This is a genomic window from Blastococcus litoris (assembly GCF_003075095.1).
GTDB classification, from domain to species: domain Bacteria; phylum Actinomycetota; class Actinomycetes; order Mycobacteriales; family Geodermatophilaceae; genus Blastococcus_B; species Blastococcus_B litoris.
In genome coordinates this window covers 25,623-40,085 of the sequence record NZ_QCZF01000007.1, presented here as the reverse complement: position 1 = coordinate 40,085, position 14,463 = coordinate 25,623, and the positions used below count along the sequence as shown (strand labels likewise).

General features: G+C 73.9%; 10 protein-coding genes, 1 tRNA gene, 1 pseudogene and 1 riboswitch. Of the genes and pseudogenes, 4 read left to right on the top strand and 8 right to left on the bottom strand.

Annotation, left to right across the window (positions count from 1 at the left end; all coding sequences use genetic code 11):
* Positions 1-22 precede the first annotated feature (22 nt).
* Positions 23-1,264 (top strand): beta-ketoacyl-[acyl-carrier-protein] synthase family protein, encoded by a 1,242-nt coding sequence (locus DCS98_RS15675; protein ID WP_116452326.1) that lies wholly within the window; start codon positions 23-25, stop codon positions 1,262-1,264.
* Positions 1,265-1,290: 26 nt separating this feature from the next.
* On the top strand, positions 1,291-2,703 hold the full coding sequence (locus DCS98_RS15670) for an acyl-CoA carboxylase subunit beta (RefSeq protein WP_116452325.1): 1,413 nt from the start codon (positions 1,291-1,293) through the stop codon (positions 2,701-2,703).
* Positions 2,704-2,909: 206 nt separating this feature from the next.
* On the opposite strand, the gene DCS98_RS15665 is transcribed toward DCS98_RS15670, so the two are convergent.
* Together DCS98_RS15665 and DCS98_RS15660 are read right to left on the bottom strand one after the other, a co-directional pair.
* Positions 2,910-3,410, bottom strand: a complete 501-nt coding sequence (locus tag DCS98_RS15665; protein WP_116452324.1) for a DUF3145 domain-containing protein — start codon at positions 3,408-3,410, stop codon at positions 2,910-2,912.
* A 389-nt stretch (positions 3,411-3,799) separates the two neighbouring features.
* On the bottom strand, positions 3,800-4,939 hold the full coding sequence (locus DCS98_RS15660) for a GGDEF domain-containing protein (RefSeq protein WP_164704603.1): 1,140 nt from the start codon (positions 4,937-4,939) through the stop codon (positions 3,800-3,802).
* A 150-nt stretch (positions 4,940-5,089) separates the two neighbouring features.
* Between DCS98_RS15660 and DCS98_RS15655 the strand changes: the two genes are divergently transcribed.
* Positions 5,090-5,983 carry a maleylpyruvate isomerase family mycothiol-dependent enzyme gene (locus tag DCS98_RS15655; RefSeq protein WP_241038097.1) on the top strand — a complete coding sequence of 298 codons (894 nt, stop codon included), beginning with the start codon at positions 5,090-5,092 and terminating at the stop codon, positions 5,981-5,983.
* Here DCS98_RS15655 and DCS98_RS15650 read toward each other — a convergent pair.
* Together DCS98_RS15650 and DCS98_RS15645 are read right to left on the bottom strand one after the other, a co-directional pair.
* The gene (locus DCS98_RS15650) at positions 5,980-6,654 is read right to left on the bottom strand and encodes a TVP38/TMEM64 family protein (RefSeq protein WP_164704602.1); all 675 of its coding nucleotides are present in this window, start codon (positions 6,652-6,654) and stop codon (positions 5,980-5,982) included. The genes DCS98_RS15655 and DCS98_RS15650 overlap by 4 nt on opposite strands.
* Before the next feature lie 32 nt (positions 6,655-6,686).
* Positions 6,687-7,916: a M23 family metallopeptidase gene (locus tag DCS98_RS15645; RefSeq protein ID WP_241038095.1), complete on the bottom strand. Its 1,230-nt coding sequence runs from the start codon at positions 7,914-7,916 to the stop codon at positions 6,687-6,689.
* Between the two features lie 11 nt (positions 7,917-7,927).
* A riboswitch (cyclic di-AMP (ydaO/yuaA leader) is annotated at positions 7,928-8,090 on the bottom strand.
* Between the two features lie 160 nt (positions 8,091-8,250).
* Between DCS98_RS15645 and DCS98_RS15640 the strand changes: the two genes are divergently transcribed.
* Positions 8,251-8,324 (top strand) — tRNA-Ile (locus DCS98_RS15640).
* Positions 8,325-8,404: 80 nt separating this feature from the next.
* Here the strand turns inward: DCS98_RS15640 and DCS98_RS15635 are convergent.
* The 4 genes and pseudogenes from DCS98_RS15635 to DCS98_RS15620 form a co-directional block, all read right to left on the bottom strand.
* Entirely contained in the window at positions 8,405-9,502 is a 1,098-nt protein-coding gene (locus DCS98_RS15635; RefSeq protein ID WP_116452320.1) for a tyrosine-type recombinase/integrase, read from the bottom strand.
* 85 nt (positions 9,503-9,587) lie between these two features.
* Positions 9,588-9,800 carry a helix-turn-helix transcriptional regulator gene (locus tag DCS98_RS15630; RefSeq protein ID WP_116452319.1) on the bottom strand — a complete coding sequence of 71 codons (213 nt, stop codon included), beginning with the start codon at positions 9,798-9,800 and terminating at the stop codon, positions 9,588-9,590.
* Between the two features lie 216 nt (positions 9,801-10,016).
* Positions 10,017-12,701 (bottom strand): annotated as a pseudogene (gene mobF, locus DCS98_RS15625) (MobF family relaxase); the annotation flags it as partial.
* A 774-nt stretch (positions 12,702-13,475) separates the two neighbouring features.
* On the bottom strand, positions 13,476-14,456 hold the full coding sequence (locus tag DCS98_RS15620; protein WP_116452317.1) for a LysR family transcriptional regulator: 981 nt from the start codon (positions 14,454-14,456) through the stop codon (positions 13,476-13,478).
* Between the last annotated feature and the right edge of the window lie 7 nt (positions 14,457-14,463).

Here is a 14,463-nt window from a genome sequence, read left to right as displayed (position 1 = left end):
CACCATTCCAGGAGGAATCGTCATGAGCACGTCCGCCACCGACGTCGTCGTCACCGGGCTGGGCGCCACCACGCCGCTCGGCGGCGACGTCGCCAGCACCTGGGACGCCCTGCTCGCGGGGCGGTCGGGGGTCAGCCGCATCACCGACGACTGGGTCAAGGACTACCCGGCCCAGCTCGTCGCCCGGCTCGCCGCCGACCCGGCCGAGCAGCTCGACCGGGTCCGCGCCCGCCGCCTCGACCGCAGCCAGCAGGTCGCCGTCATCGCCGCCGAGGAGGCCTGGCGCGACTCCGGCGCGGCCGACGCGGGCGTCGCCCCCGAGCGGGTCGCCGTCGTGTTCGGCACCGGCATCGGCGGCGCGCTCACCCTGCTCGGCCAGGACGACGTCCTGGAGGAGAAGGGTCCCAAGCGGGTCTCCCCGTTCACCATCCCGATGCTCATGCCCAACGGACCGGCCGCCGCCGTCGGCCTCGCGGTCGGCGCGAAGGGCGGCGTGCACGCGCCGGTCAGCGCCTGCGCCTCCGGTGCCGAGGCCATCCGCTGGGGCCTGGACCTGCTGCGCTTCGACCGCGCCGACGTCGTGCTCGTCGGCGGCACCGAGGCCTGCGTGCACCCGCTGCCGATGGCCGGCTTCGCGGCCATGCGCGCGATGTCGACCCGCAACGACGAGCCCGAGCGCGCCTCGCGGCCGTTCGACAAGGCCCGCGACGGCTTCGTGCTCGGCGAGGGCGCGGCCGCGATCGTGCTCGAGCGCGCCGACGCGGCGAAGGCCCGCGGCGCCCGGGTGCACGCCCGCCTGGCCGGTGCGGGCGCGACCGCCGACGGCTACGACCTGGTCGCCCCGCACCCCGAGGGCGAGGGCGCCGGCCGGGCGATCGGCGCCGCGATCCGCGACGCCGGCCTCACCCCCGCCGACATCGGACACGTGAACGCGCACGCGACCTCGACGCCGGTCGGCGACACCGCCGAGGCGGCCGCCATCCGCAGCTCGATCGGCGAGCACGTGCTGGTCAGCGCCACCAAGAGCCAGACCGGCCACCTGCTGGGCGCGGCCGGGGCGCTGGAGTCGGTGTTCACGATCCTCGCGCTCCGGGAGCAGATCGTCCCGGCCACCGCGAACCTCGACGACCCGGACGACGACGCGGCCGTCCAGGCCCTCGACATCGTGCGCCACGAGCCCCGGCGCACCACCCTCACCGCCGCGGTCAACGACTCGTTCGGCTTCGGCGGCCACAACATCGCGCTGGTCTTCACCACCGCCTGAGCGCGTCCCCGCAGCGAGGAGTGCCCATGACCACAGTGCAGGCCGCCCCCGTCCTCCCCTCCCCCGACCCGCGTGACCCCGAGGACCGCCTCCAGCGGTTCTTCGACGACGGCTCCATGCAGCTGCTCGCCGCCCGCGACACCTCCGGCGTGCTCGCCGCGCGGGGCACGGTGGCCGGCAGCCCGGTCGTCGCCTTCTGCACCGATGCCACGGTGATGGGCGGCGCGATGGGCGTCGACGGGTGCCGGCACATCGTCGACGCGATCGACACGGCGCTGCGCGAGCGGGTGCCGTCGGTGGGCATCTGGCACTCGGGCGGCGCACGGCTGGCCGAGGGCGTCACCGCGCTGCACGCCGTGGGCGAGGTGTTCGCCGCGATGGTGCGCGCGTCCGGCCGGATCCCGCAGGTCTCCGTCGTCCTCGGCCCGGCCGCCGGTGGCGCCGCCTACGGGCCGGCGCTCACCGACCTGGTGATCATGGGGCCGGCCGGCCGCGTCTTCGTCACGGGCCCGGACGTCGTCCGCTCGGTCACCGGCGAGGTCGTCGACCAGGAGCAGCTGGGCGGTCCCGACACCCACGGTCGCCGCAGCGGCGTCGTCCACGTGGTCACCGACTCCGAGCCCGCCGCGCTCGAGACCGCCCGGATGGCCGTCGACCTGCTGGCCGCGCAGGGCACGTTCGCGCCGGCCGAGGACGAGGAGGACGTCGACCTCAGCACGTACCTGCCCGAGCAGAAGCAGCGCGCCTACGACGTGAAGCCGCTGATCGCCGGGGTCCTGGACGGGCCGGGGCTGGAGCTGCACCCGAGGTTCGCGCCCAACGTCGTCACCACGCTGGGCCGGCTGGCCGGGCGCACCGTCGGCGTCATCGCGAACAACCCGCTGCGCCTGGGTGGCTGCCTGGACTCCGCATCGGCGGAGAAGGCGGCGCGGTTCGTGCGGATGTGCGACGCCTTCGGGGTCCCGCTGGTCGTGCTGGTCGACGTCCCCGGCTACCTGCCCGGCGTCGGCCAGGAGTGGGACGGCGTCGTGCGGCGCGGGGCCAAGCTGCTGCACGCCTTCGCCGAGGCGGTGGTGCCGCGGGTGACCCTGGTGACCCGCAAGTCCTTCGGCGGTGCGTACATCGCGATGAACGCCCGCTCCTTGGGCGCCACCACGGTGTTCGCGTGGCCGGGTGCCGAGGTCGCCGTCATGGGCGCGAAGGCCGCCGTCGGCATCCTGCACCGCAAGAAGTTGGCCGCCGTCCCGCCCGCCGAGCGCGAGGCGCTGCACGCGCAGCTGGCCGAGGAGCACGAGCGGATCGCCGGCGGCGTGAACCGGGCGCTGCAGATCGGCGTGGTCGACGAGGTGGTCGAGCCCTCGCAGACCAAGCGCCGGCTGGTGGCCGCGCTGGCCGCCGCCCCGCCCGGACGCGGCGCGCACGGCAACATCCCGCTCTGAACCCCGGAACGATCAGGTCTCCTGATCGTTCCGGGTCCTTCCTCACCGTCGACCGTGAGGAAGGACCCGGAACGGTGAGGGAGGACGACCAGAACGAGAGAGAAGGTCGTCCGGACGCCGCTTCCCCGACGGCGCCCGGACGACCTGGCTCTCAGGCTACGACGACTTCCGGGACCAGGGCCGGGTCTCGTAGCGCAATCGTGACGTCAGACGACCTGGTGCAGCCAGGTCACGGGGCTGCCGTCGCCGGCGTGGCGGTAGACCTCGAGGTCGGAGTCCCACGCGGCGCCGAGCAGCTCGTCGACGCCGTGGCGGAACGCCTCGGCCGACGTCGCCGTGGCCGCGAGGTGCCGCAGCTGCTGCTCGCTGATCATGATGTCGCCGTTGGCGCTGGTCGGCGCACGGAAGACGCCGTGCCCGGGCACGTAGGACATGCGCTCGCCGTCGTTGCCGTGGCTGGCTTCCTCGGTGACCTCGAAGCGGAGCATCGGCCACGCGCGCAGCGCAGCGACGAGGCGCGCGCCGGTACCGGGCGCACCGGTCCAGGCGACCTCGGCACGGAACGATCCGTGCGCCGCGGGCTGCTCAGCCCACGACAGGGAGACCGGCGCGCCGACGACGCGTTCCAGCGCCCACTCGACATGCTGGCAGAGCGCCTTCGGGCACGCGTGCACGAAGACGACACCCTGGGTAGACCGTCGCTGCACGACGCACCTCCATCGACTCGATTGGTCTCGTCTTCCCCTACGGACCAGTCGATTCGGTGACGCGCTGTATTCGGCAGTGACGAAGCAGGGCTTCCGGGACCAGTCTGCACGACGAAGGGGTCATCGCGCCAGCCCAGTCGTGGCTGTTGGGACGAAAGTGACGGATGGTCACCGCTGGTGCGTCTTGTCCCTGGTCAAACGCCAATACCACGACCATCGCCGTGTCGTCCAGCGGCTCGGGCGCGTTCCGGAGGGGCTCGCGGCGGCTCACCGGGGACCGTCCGGGCGGCCGATCCGCGGGCGTGATCCAGATCGCACTGCTCGTGACGGACGGTAGTCGACGGTGGTGCCGAGCGGTACCTGCGACTCGCGGTACCCGGGCGGCGAGGTCAGTACGCGAGCATCGTGACGCGGTCGCCGCCACCGCTCTTGGAGCGGTACATCGCCGCATCGGCGCGGTGCATGAGGTCCTCGACGTCGTCACCGGGCTCGACCTCGGCGACACCGACGCTGGCGGTGACGCCCTGGGCGGCGCCCACCTGCGCGACGGCGGCACGGAGGCGCTCGGCCAGCATCTCGCCCGTGGAGCTCACGGAGGTGTCGGCCAGGACGGCGAACTCGTCGCCGCCGAGCCGCGCGACGGTGTCGGTCTCGCGGACCGCAGCGCCCAGCGCGGCGCCCACGGCCGTGAGCATGGCGTCGCCGGCGGCGTGCCCGCCGGCGTCGTTCACCGCCTTGAACCCGTCGAGGTCCACGAGGCAGACGACGGTCTGGTGCCCCCAGGCGGCGTCGTGCACGGCGTTGGTGACCCGCTCGAGGAACGCCCGGCGGTTGGGGATGCCGGTCAGCGGGTCGGTCGCGGCCAGCGTCTCCTGCGTGCGGATCAGCATGACCTGGCGGTCGTAGGCAGCCCACGAGTTGGCCGAGGCCATGGCGCAGATCATCGTGATCGAGCCGAGGATGCTGAGGAAGAACAGGCCCGAGGTGGTGACGTCGGGCAGCATGACGAAGAGGAAGTAGCTGCCGGTCATCAGGCTGCCCATCGTCATGACGCCGTGGGGCGAGTAGGCGACCGCCATGTAGGTCAGGGTGAGGAACAGCAGGCCGTCGAGGGGGCTCGACGCCCCGCCGTCGAGGCGCGTCCCGATGATCACCACGACCGTGACGAGCATGCTCCAGGCGTAGAACAACGAGGGGCCGCGGGAGTCGCGCATCATCGCCGCCAGGGGCAGCAGCATGACGGCCGGGGTGGCGACGATGACCACGCCGGCGAGCACCAGGAGCACCGGGTGGTGCCGGCCGGGCGTCTCGGTGAGGAACGTGTAGCCGACGACCGACCACGCGGCCACCTCGGTGAGCAGCACACCGTTGCGGACGTGGCGGACCCAGTACGCGACCCGGTCCTCGTCCTCGGCGAGCGGCCGGTAGAGCCCGGCGCGCAGCGCAGCGGCCAGCCGGCGCACGATGCCCGGCCTGGCGACGACTGTCGCGGTGGCGGCCCGGCGGTCGCCAGGCGGTCGTTCGGTCACGGATCTGCGATCGGCCCGGTCCACACCGTCCTTGACCCGCCCCTCACCCCTCGGGGGGAGGGACGTTGCCGCACGGACGTGGCGCGTGCCACGCCACGAGTTCCGGTCCTCCATGGCTGGCTGCTCGCGGACGGGGGTAGGGCCGTTCCCGTGGGACGACACCAGGGCATGGCGGACGCCGGGCGCGACGAGGTCGCCGGCCGCGTGCTGCGGGCGTGGGACGTGTTCATCGAGCAGGCGGAGGCGGTCGACCTCGACCGGCCCTCGCGGCTGAGCGGCTGGCGCGCGCAGGAGATCTGCGTGCACCTGGGCTGCTGGGACGACCACGCCGCCATGGCCGACCTCATCGCCTCGGCACGCGCGGGCGGGGCGGGCACTCCCCCGGACGTGGACGCCACCAACGCCCGCGTGACCGCGGCTCACCGCGACGCCTCCCGCGAGGAGGTGCTGGCCGCGCTACGGCGCAACCGCGAGGCGAGCGCGCGCTACCTGGCCGAGGAGCCCGAGGACCTCGACACCGCGCTCACCGTCTCGGTCGTCGGCCGCATCCCGCTGCTGAGCGTCGTCCTGGGGCAGGCGTACGAGCTCGCCGTCCACGGCCTCGACCTGGTGTCCTGCGGCGCCGCTCCCCCGCCGCCCGACGTCCTGCAGTCCGGCCTGGCCGCGCTGACCGACGTCACCGGCGGGCTGGCCGCCTCGATGGAGATCGACGGCGAGGTCACGCTGGCCACCCCGGACGGCGGCTGGACGTTCGTCTCCTCCGGCGGCGGGTGGACGGTCCACCAGGCCCCCGCCGGGCGGATCGAAGGCCCCGCCGTCGAGGGTCCGGCCGACCTGCTGCTCGAGGCCGCCTCGGGGCGGATCAACCCCGTACCGGCCGTCGCCCGCCGGAAGCTCAAGGTGCACGACGTCGGCGGGCTGCTGCAGCTCGCCCCGATCGTGCAGGCGGTGCCGGGCATCCCCGGCGGCCCGATCCTCCAGCTCGCCGCACGCACCGTCGGCGGTGCCGGCGGCGTGCTCGGGCGGCTGTTCCGAAAGGGCTAGACCGGCTCCCGCTCGGGCGCCGGGCGCCTGCGCCACGCGAGGAGCCCGAGCCCCGCGAGCACGAGCAGCACGACGGCGACAGGTATGACGGTGACGGTCGTGGCCCAGTGCGCCAGGACGCCGGCCGACGCGCCGACCCCGACCTGCACCAGGGTGCTGGGGACGAGCCCGAGCGCGGTCGACAGGCCGTAGGGGCCGAGCCGGACGGCGGTCAGGCCGGCGCCGTAGCTGAGGACCACGAACGGCATCACCGGGATGAGCCGTCCGGCGAGGAGCGTCCAGAAGCCGCCCCGGTCGAGCATGAGGCGGTCGACGCGCTCCATGCGCTTCCCGGCCAGGCGCGCGACGGCGGGGCGGCCCAGCAGCCGGGCGAGGCCGAAGGCGGCGAGCCCGCCGAGCAGCCCGCCCGCGAGGGCCACCGCCAGGCCCGCCTGGAAGCCGGCGACCACCCCGAGCAGGACCGAGACGGCCGACCGCGGGACCGGGGCCAGCAGCACGACGGCGACGCCGAGGACGATCCCGGCCCAGGTCCACGGCCCGGCGCCGTCGATCCAGGTCCGGACGGTGCCGACGTCCGGGAGCTCGACGGTGACGGCGAGCAGCAGCCCGGCGAGCACCAGCAGGCCGAGGACGGCGGCACCCACCCAGGTGCTGTCGGCCGCCGTCCTCACCCGTCCATCCTCACCCGGGCGGACGCCCGGGGTCAGCAACCCCCGCCGAGAGAGATGCCACGGGCGGTCAGCCACGGCACCGGGTTCACCCGGTTCGCGTAGAGGCCGCCGGTGTGCACCTCGAAGTGCAGGTGCGGCCCGGTGGACTGGCCACGGTTGCCGACCTCGGCGATCTGCTGGCCGGCCGTGACGACCTGCCCGGCGGACACGAACATCTGGTTGACGTGCCCGTACAGGGTGATCGTCCCGTCGCCGTGCTGGACCGCGACCGCCAGGCCGAAGCCGCTGGCGGGGCCGGCCTGCAGCACGATGCCGTCGGCCGGGGTGACGACCGGCGTGCCGATCGGGGCGGCGATGTCGACGCCGGCGTGCAGGGTGCCCCACCGGCTGCCGTAGCAGGAGGTGACCCGTCCCGTGGTCGGGGCGATGGCGCCGGCTGCGGCGGTCAGCGTGCTGGCGGCGGCCCCCGCCTGCCGGGCCGCCCAGGTGGCCTCGGCGTCCCGGGCGCCCTGCAGGGCCAGGAGGCGGATCTCCGCCTCGCGCAGCTGCGCGTCGAGCGCGGCCTTCTCGGCGCTGACGGCGTCGAACGTGCCCTGCGCCGCGGCCAGCTGCTCGGCGACGGCCGCGGACTTCTCCGCGGCGGTGCGCGCGAGCCGGTCGCGCTCGGCGACGGCGCTCCGGGCGGCCCGGTCGGCGCGGGCCTCGGCGGCCTCGACCCGCTCCATCTCCTCGAGCACCTCGGTCCGCTTCTCGCCCAGGTGCTGGAGGGTGGCGGCCTGCTGGAGGACCTCGGTGGGGCTGTCGGCGTCGAGCAGGATGGCGACGTCGCCGAACGTGTCGTCGCCGCCCATGTAGGCCTCCCGGCCGACGTCGGCGACCTCCTCCTCCGCGTCGTCGACTGCGCCGCGCGCCTCGGCGAGCTGGGTGGCGGCGGCGGTCGCCTCCTGCTGCGCCGCCGCGAGAGCGGCCTGCGCGGCCAGGGCCTCGCCGCTCGCCGCCTCGGCCTCGATGCTCATCCGCTGCAGGGCCTGCTCGGCCTCGGTCACCCGGGCGGAGATGGCGGCGACCTGGGCGGCGACGGCATCGTGCTCGCTCTGCGCCTCCGCGGCGCGGTCGCCCGGCGCCGCCTGAGCGGTAGCGGTAGCGGTAGCGGTGGTCAGCAACGCGGCCGCGAGGGCTCCGGCGACGAGGCCGGTCCGCCGGGCGCGGCGTCGGGGCTTGGTCTGGGCAGGGTCGATCTCGGTGTGGTGCAGGGTCGCCAAGGCGACGCGTCTCCTGTTCTCCGCGTCCGCCTACCGAGTTAGCTGACGGGTTCGGGCCGGAAGTGCCCTACTCACCCGCGTCCCCGAGACGCGCGGGCGTGATTCACCCCAGTACTGCGGTGGTTCCCCGGTCCGCACGGACATCGGCCCGACGCGGTTCGGCGGGGTCCGGCCGATGCCCTCTGGGTTCGAGGGCGGCAGCTCGTCCGGACCGCGGATGACGGTACGTGGGGCTGGAGTGAAAGTCACGGCGGATAACGAGGCCCAGGTCAGGGGTGCGCACCCCCCTCCCGGACCGGCGCCGGCGCCCGGATCTGGCAGGCTGGCGGGCGTCGGGGCGGTAGCTCAGCCGGTCAGAGCATGGGACTCATAATCCCTGGGTCGTGGGTTCGAGCCCCACCCGCCCCACCGATATAAGTGCAGGTCAGGGGGTCGATTCTTGATCGTCGATCTTGACGACCGGGTCCCGTGCCCACACGGTGCCCACACTACGCACCGTGACGTCTCGTGACTGACGCCTGGTGGGCCGCGTCCATGCGATCGGCAAGCGCGCCGAGGTCGTCATCAAAGAGCCCGGAGTAGACGTCGAGCGTCATCGCTGCGGAGGCGTGACCGAGCATCCGCTGGACCGCCTTGACGTTCGCGCCGCTGGCCACCAGCAGGCTGGCGGCGGTGTGCCGGAGGTCGTGCGGGCTGAGGTCCTCGAGCCCGGCGGCCGTGGCCGCCGGGTCGAAGAACCGCCGCCGAAAGTTGCCCGAGCGCAGCACCGCGCCGCCCGGCGAGGTCAGGACGAGGTCGTCCGGGCCCTTGCCCTGACAGCGGCGGGAGAGGGGCTCTACGAGGATGCTCGGGATCGGCACGGTGCGCTGCTGGTGCGTCTTGGACGCTCCGTACTCGACGGTGCCGCCGACCTCCGTGGCGCTTTCGGCGACGGTGAGCCGCTTGCGGAGGAAATCGATCCGGCGGACCCGTAGGGCGGCCATCTCGCCGAACCGTAGGCCGGTGTACGCCAGCAAGCGGACGACGTCGCCGTACTCCCCCGCTGCGTCCGCCAGTCGCTCCACCTCCATGCGGGTGAGGAACCGGGGATCGGCGCGTCGGGCCCTGGGCAGCGGCACGCCGGATGCCGGGTTGCGCGGGATGCGCCCGTCGCGGACGGCGAGGGTCAGGACGAGTGCGAGGACCCGGTGCGCCTGCCGCACCGTCGCCGGCGCGAGGCCGCCGGCGACGAGTTGGGCCACCCACGCGGCGACCTCGGCATGGGTGACGTCGGCCAGCCGGTGCCGACCCCAGCGCGGCAGGATCTGGACGCGCAGCAGCGATCGGTAGCGGTAGAGCGTGCTGGGCTTCAGCCCGGTCTGGGCGGCGAGCCACTGCTCTGCCCAGACATCGACGGTGACCCGCCCACGCTCCGGCGCCGTCCAGGTCTGCGTGACGATCGCCGACGTCTGCTCGTCGAGCCATCGTTGGGCGTCGACCTTGCGCACGAATCGCTTCTCGTGCTGCCGCCCGCGAGCATCGCGGTACCGCGACCGGTACCGCTTGCTGCCGTCGCTGAGCACGTCCACGGTGATGCTGCCGGCCATCAGATGACCGTGCCCACGACGGCTCCCCGGGTCAACGCCGTCTCGAGTCTCTGGGGAGGCCGGCACGCCTGTGGACGACGCTCGCTCATCGACGGTCGAGGGCCTGGGCGTGCTGTTGCGCGATCCAGGCGTGGAGGTCGTCGGTGCGGTACAGGACGCGGCGGCCAAGGCGGAAGCTGCGTGGGCCGGTGCCGAGGTGGCGCCAGTACCGCAGGGTGGCGACCGGCGCGCGAAGGAGGTCGGCCGCTTCGGTGATGGTGAGCAGCTCGGGTTCGCGGCCGGCGGGATGGTCGGTCATGGTCGGCTCCGGTCGTGGTCGGATGGGCTGGGCCCCGTCACCTGTAGAAGGCGCCAAACGAAGCCCATTAGTGACAGCCGACCGCAAGATCCTGCCGGGATTCTCCAGTTGGCCTGCAGTTCTCTGAGGCGCGGCTCACCGCCCGATGCCGGGTGCTGCGCCGCCCCGGGTGAGAGAGGGGCCGCGGCGCTCGGACTCCGGCCGCGGTACGCCGGGGTCGAGCGGGCGGGGCTGGGCGTAGCGGGCGGCTTCGGTGGCGGCGAGCTGCGCGGCGTGGCCGGGGCCCAGGTCGGCGCGGTCGCGACCGAACACCGCTATCCACTGCTGCCACGCCTCGCCCAGGTCGGCGGCCACCAGATGCGCGGTGTTCGCGGTGCGGCCGCGCGTCATGCCGACGTAGGCCGACGCGGCGCCGGTGTGCTCGCCGATCACCACGTGCGCCGAAGTGACGGTGTCGCCCTGCACTCCGTGCGCGGTGCTGGCGTAGGCCAACTCGACGTGGGCGGTGACGTAGCCGGCGGGCAGTACCCGCTCCCCCACTCCCGCCGGGGTGACACCCGGGGTGACATCGGCCGGGATCGCGCGGGTCGGGGTGACGTCGGCCGGTACGACGGCCAGCGCCCCGGAGGAGCCGACGGCGGTGACGGTCCAGATGTCCCGGTTGGCCACGCCCAGTGCTCGGTCGTTGCGGCGGGTGGCGATCCGGTCCCCGGCGCCGATCCGCTGCCCCGCCCCGGTGACCGCGACCCGGACGTCATCGACGAGCCCGTCGGCGACTCGCCTCTCCCGGATCGCGGCACCCAGCTCGGCGGCCTGCTCGCGGGTGTCCACCACGATCGCTGTCTGCTCGCCCCGGCGGTGAAGCTGTGCGGCCAGGGTGGCCAGTGCTTCCCGCAGCGCAGCGGCGTCGGCGTGCAGGCGGACCTGGCCGCGGGCGGCCAGCGCGTCGAACACCCCGCCAAGATCCGCGCCGTCGCGCATGGCCAGGGTGAGGTCGGCGTACTCAGTGTCGGGCACCGTCTGCCCGGCCTGGTCGGTGCGGGTGAAGCGGTGCACCCTCTCGAGGGTCATGTGCGCGGCCGGGTCGACCCGGCGCACGGCGAGGTCCAGTACCCCGCCGCGGCCGACGGCGGCGAGCTGGTGACGATCACCGAGCAGCGCTACCCCGACGTCGTGCTCGTCGGCGACGACCAGCAGGGCGCGGGCGGTGTCCTGGTCGAGCATCCCGGCCTCGTCGATGACAAGCAGGTCCCCCAGAGCGAGGCGGGCTGCGAACCCCGGACCGGCGTAGGGGACGCCGCTGACCGGGTCGGCTTGGCCAAGGGTGAGCCGGGTCCAGGCGCCGTCGTCGGTCCAGCGCCAGCCGTGCTGGAAGGCCAGCCAGGCCGCCGACCCGGCGGTGGCGCCGATCTCCGCGGCGGCGACCCCGGCCGCCTTCAAGGTCGGGGTGACCACCACCAGCCGCCGCCCCTGCTCCTCCAGCAGTCGACCGGCCGCAGTCAGGGTGGTGGTCTTGCCCACGCCGGCCGCGCCCTCCACCACCACCAGCGGCCGGTTCCCGGCGAGCGCGGCCGCGGCCGCGGCCTGCCCGGGGTCCAGCAGTTCCAGGCCGGCCACCCGGTCCGTTCGGAGGTCGGCATGTGCACCGTGGTGGGTGCCGCGGGCGGCGAGGCGGGCGGCCAGGTCGGCCTCGACCTCGAGCACCGCCGGAGACGTCCAGGCCCGGACGTGCTCGGGCACCCCATCGCGCGCCAGCAGCGGACGGCAGCGGGCCAGGGCGCGGGCGGTGAGATCCTCGGCCAACTCCCCACGCACCGCGGTGTCAGCGACAATCCCCGCAGCGGCGATGAGCTGTTCGGCCTCGCCGCGCAGATCGGCGGCGTTCCACGCCGAGCGGCCGGCGGCCAGCCGGGTGAGCATCTGGTCGGCGGCGCGGTCGCGGTCCAGGACGCCGATCGGGGTGGGGCTCAGCTGGACCGGTCGGTCGGGGTCGCGGTAGCCGAGGGCGGCCAGTTCGTCCCGCCACCGCGCGGTGAGGTCGGCCCCCGAACGCGGGGTGACCTTGTCGGGGCGGCCGTCGGCCCATGCGCGGGCGTCCCACGCTCGCCGCAGCGCCGGGCCCGGGGATTCGCCGGGGTGCGCGGCGGTCCAGTCGCGTTCGTAGCGATCGAGATTGCGCCCGATCTGCGCCGCCCGGGCGCTGAACGGACCGATGTGCTCGGCGAGCTCCAGTATTTCTCCAGTCGCAGCCAGGGTGTAGCCGTGGGCGGCCAGTGCGGCGCGGAACTGCGGGTCGCAAGCGACCGCGGCGTGCCCGATGCCGTTGATGGCGGCGAGGAAGTCGCGGACGCCGACGGTGTGCAGCCCGCGCCATTGGTCGGCGGCGAACACCCGGGCGTTGAGTTGCAGGTGCAGATGCCGGTGCGGGTCTCCGGCGCGGGAGGTGTAGTGCCGCACCGTCACCGCCTCCAGCACCTCGAGCGGCACCTGCACCTGCCCGCCGCGCGGGCCAATCCGGGTGGTCGCGTGGGCGGGGATCCAGCGGATGATCTCGGCCGCGGCGCGGTCCTGGGCGGCGTCGTAGGCGGCGGCGACGTCCTCATGCAGAGCCGCGGCCAGTGACCAGGACTTCGGGCCGTTGACCACCACCTCGACGAACCGCACCGCCCGCTCGTCGGTCCGTAGCCGCCCCCGTGGGTCGCCGGTGTCCGGGTCCCGGCCGGCCACCCAGCTCTCGTAGGTCTCCCCCGTCAACGGCGCACGCTCCTCCACCCGCCCGGCGGTGGCCGTGAAGCGGCGGGCCAGGCCGGTGCCCTCGGCCAGGTAGTAGTCATCAGCGCGGCCGCGGTCGGCCTCGAGGTACTGCCGGGCGGCCGCTGGCGGACCGGCGTAGATCTTCATTCCACCATGCATTTCCAACGCCATTCGACAATGACCAACATGTCACCCCAAGAAGCGACGATGGGCCCCGCGAAGCGGGGCCCGGACTACCTCATTGGTAGCATGCGTGCCGTTCTGCAGTAAAGGCCTGACTGTTGGCTATAAACGTTGATAGCTAATGGTTACGCGCAATCGCAGACATCTGTTCAAACGCCTTTAACAGCCGTCGATGATCATAAACAGGATGACGACTCGCCGGTTCCTCGCGACGATGACGTCCCGCTGTGCCGGTGGCACTCACGGGCCCTCCGTTCTTCCGCACAGGCGGTGGGGTGTTGGGTGCCGCAGCGGACGGGCGACGCAGCTCTCTCGGCCATGAGGAGTCTGATGAGGCTGTCCCGGTTGTCCCACAGCTGCGGGACAGGTCACCGGGCGGGTCTTACGGGATGCCGCCCCGGGGACTCATTCCAAGCTGTGCGACGTTCCCGGTCGACGTTCCCGCTGCGAGACCGCGTTCGGGGCGGCGGTTGCTGACTCGAGGGGCCCTGCAGGCCGGTCGGGTTTCGGGATGCCTGCTTGGACGGGCCGGGTCTCGAGGGTGTGAGCCAGGCCGGCCACATGCGGTCGGTAAGGGATGACGCTTGTTGCGACTCGGGCGGCAGGAGCAGACGGGCGGCGTCCAGCATCTCCGAGGCGGGGGCCGGTGCCATCCGGTTGAGCCGCGCTACCTCTCGTGCGGCTTCAAGGTTGAGCGTCGAGGCGGTGCATGCTTCCGCGGCGCGTGTTTCCACTGCCTCAGCGTTGATGATTACCTGCTCCAGTGCCGCCCGGTCCATCCCGGGGCGCTGCTCGGGGTGGGATCGACGCGTTCGGGCGGCCCGGCGGTGCGATCAGGGCGAGGAGGTCGATGCTGGCTGTGGCCAAGCGCTGGCCGTATGGCCAGATGGCCCGGAGCTGGCGGGTGAGGTCGACGCCACGGACAGGGACCTGGACGAGCCGGCCGGCGGCGACGTCATCGCGGACAGCCAGATCGCTGAGCACGGCCGGGCCGGCGCCGGCGGCGACCGCGGACCGCACGCTGCTGCTGGTCGACAGCTCTAGCAGCGGTACGGCTAGGGGTGCGAACGCGGCGAGGGCGAGCTCGAGTGAGGTGCGGGTGCCGGAGGCGGCTTCGCGCTGGACCAGGCGGGTGGCGGCGAGCTCGGCAGCCTCGACAGGCTTGCGACGCCGGGCCCACGGGTGGGCGCGGGAGACCACGACGACCAGCCGGTCCCGGGCGACGACCCGTCCGGTCAGGCCGGCGGGCAGGTCGGGGCCCTCGACGAAGCCCAGGTCGGCCCGCTGAGCCAGAACGGCGGCGGCGACCTGCGCGCTGTTGCCGGCGTCCAGGCTCACCGCGGTGTCGGGGTGGTCGGCGGCCAGGCGGACCAGCCAGCCGGGGAGCAGATGCTCGGCGACTGTCTGGCTGGCCGCGACGCGAAGCCGCCCTGTCCGGTCGGCGCGCAGGGTGTCGATGCCGGTATCGAGGACCTGCGCGGCCTGCAGCACCGTGCGAGCCCAGTCGGCCAGAAGCGCGCCGGCCGGGGTCAGGCTCGACCCGCGGGCGCTTCGGGTCAGCAGCGGAAAGCCGACCAGGCGCTCCATCGCCTTCACCCGGGCGCTCACCGCAGGCTGGCTGATTCCGTGTCGTGCGGCGCCCTGTCCGAGGCTGCCGCCGTCGGCGACCTCGAGCAGCAACTGCAGCGAGTCGAGATCCGGAACATGCCGCAGCCGCATCGGCTAA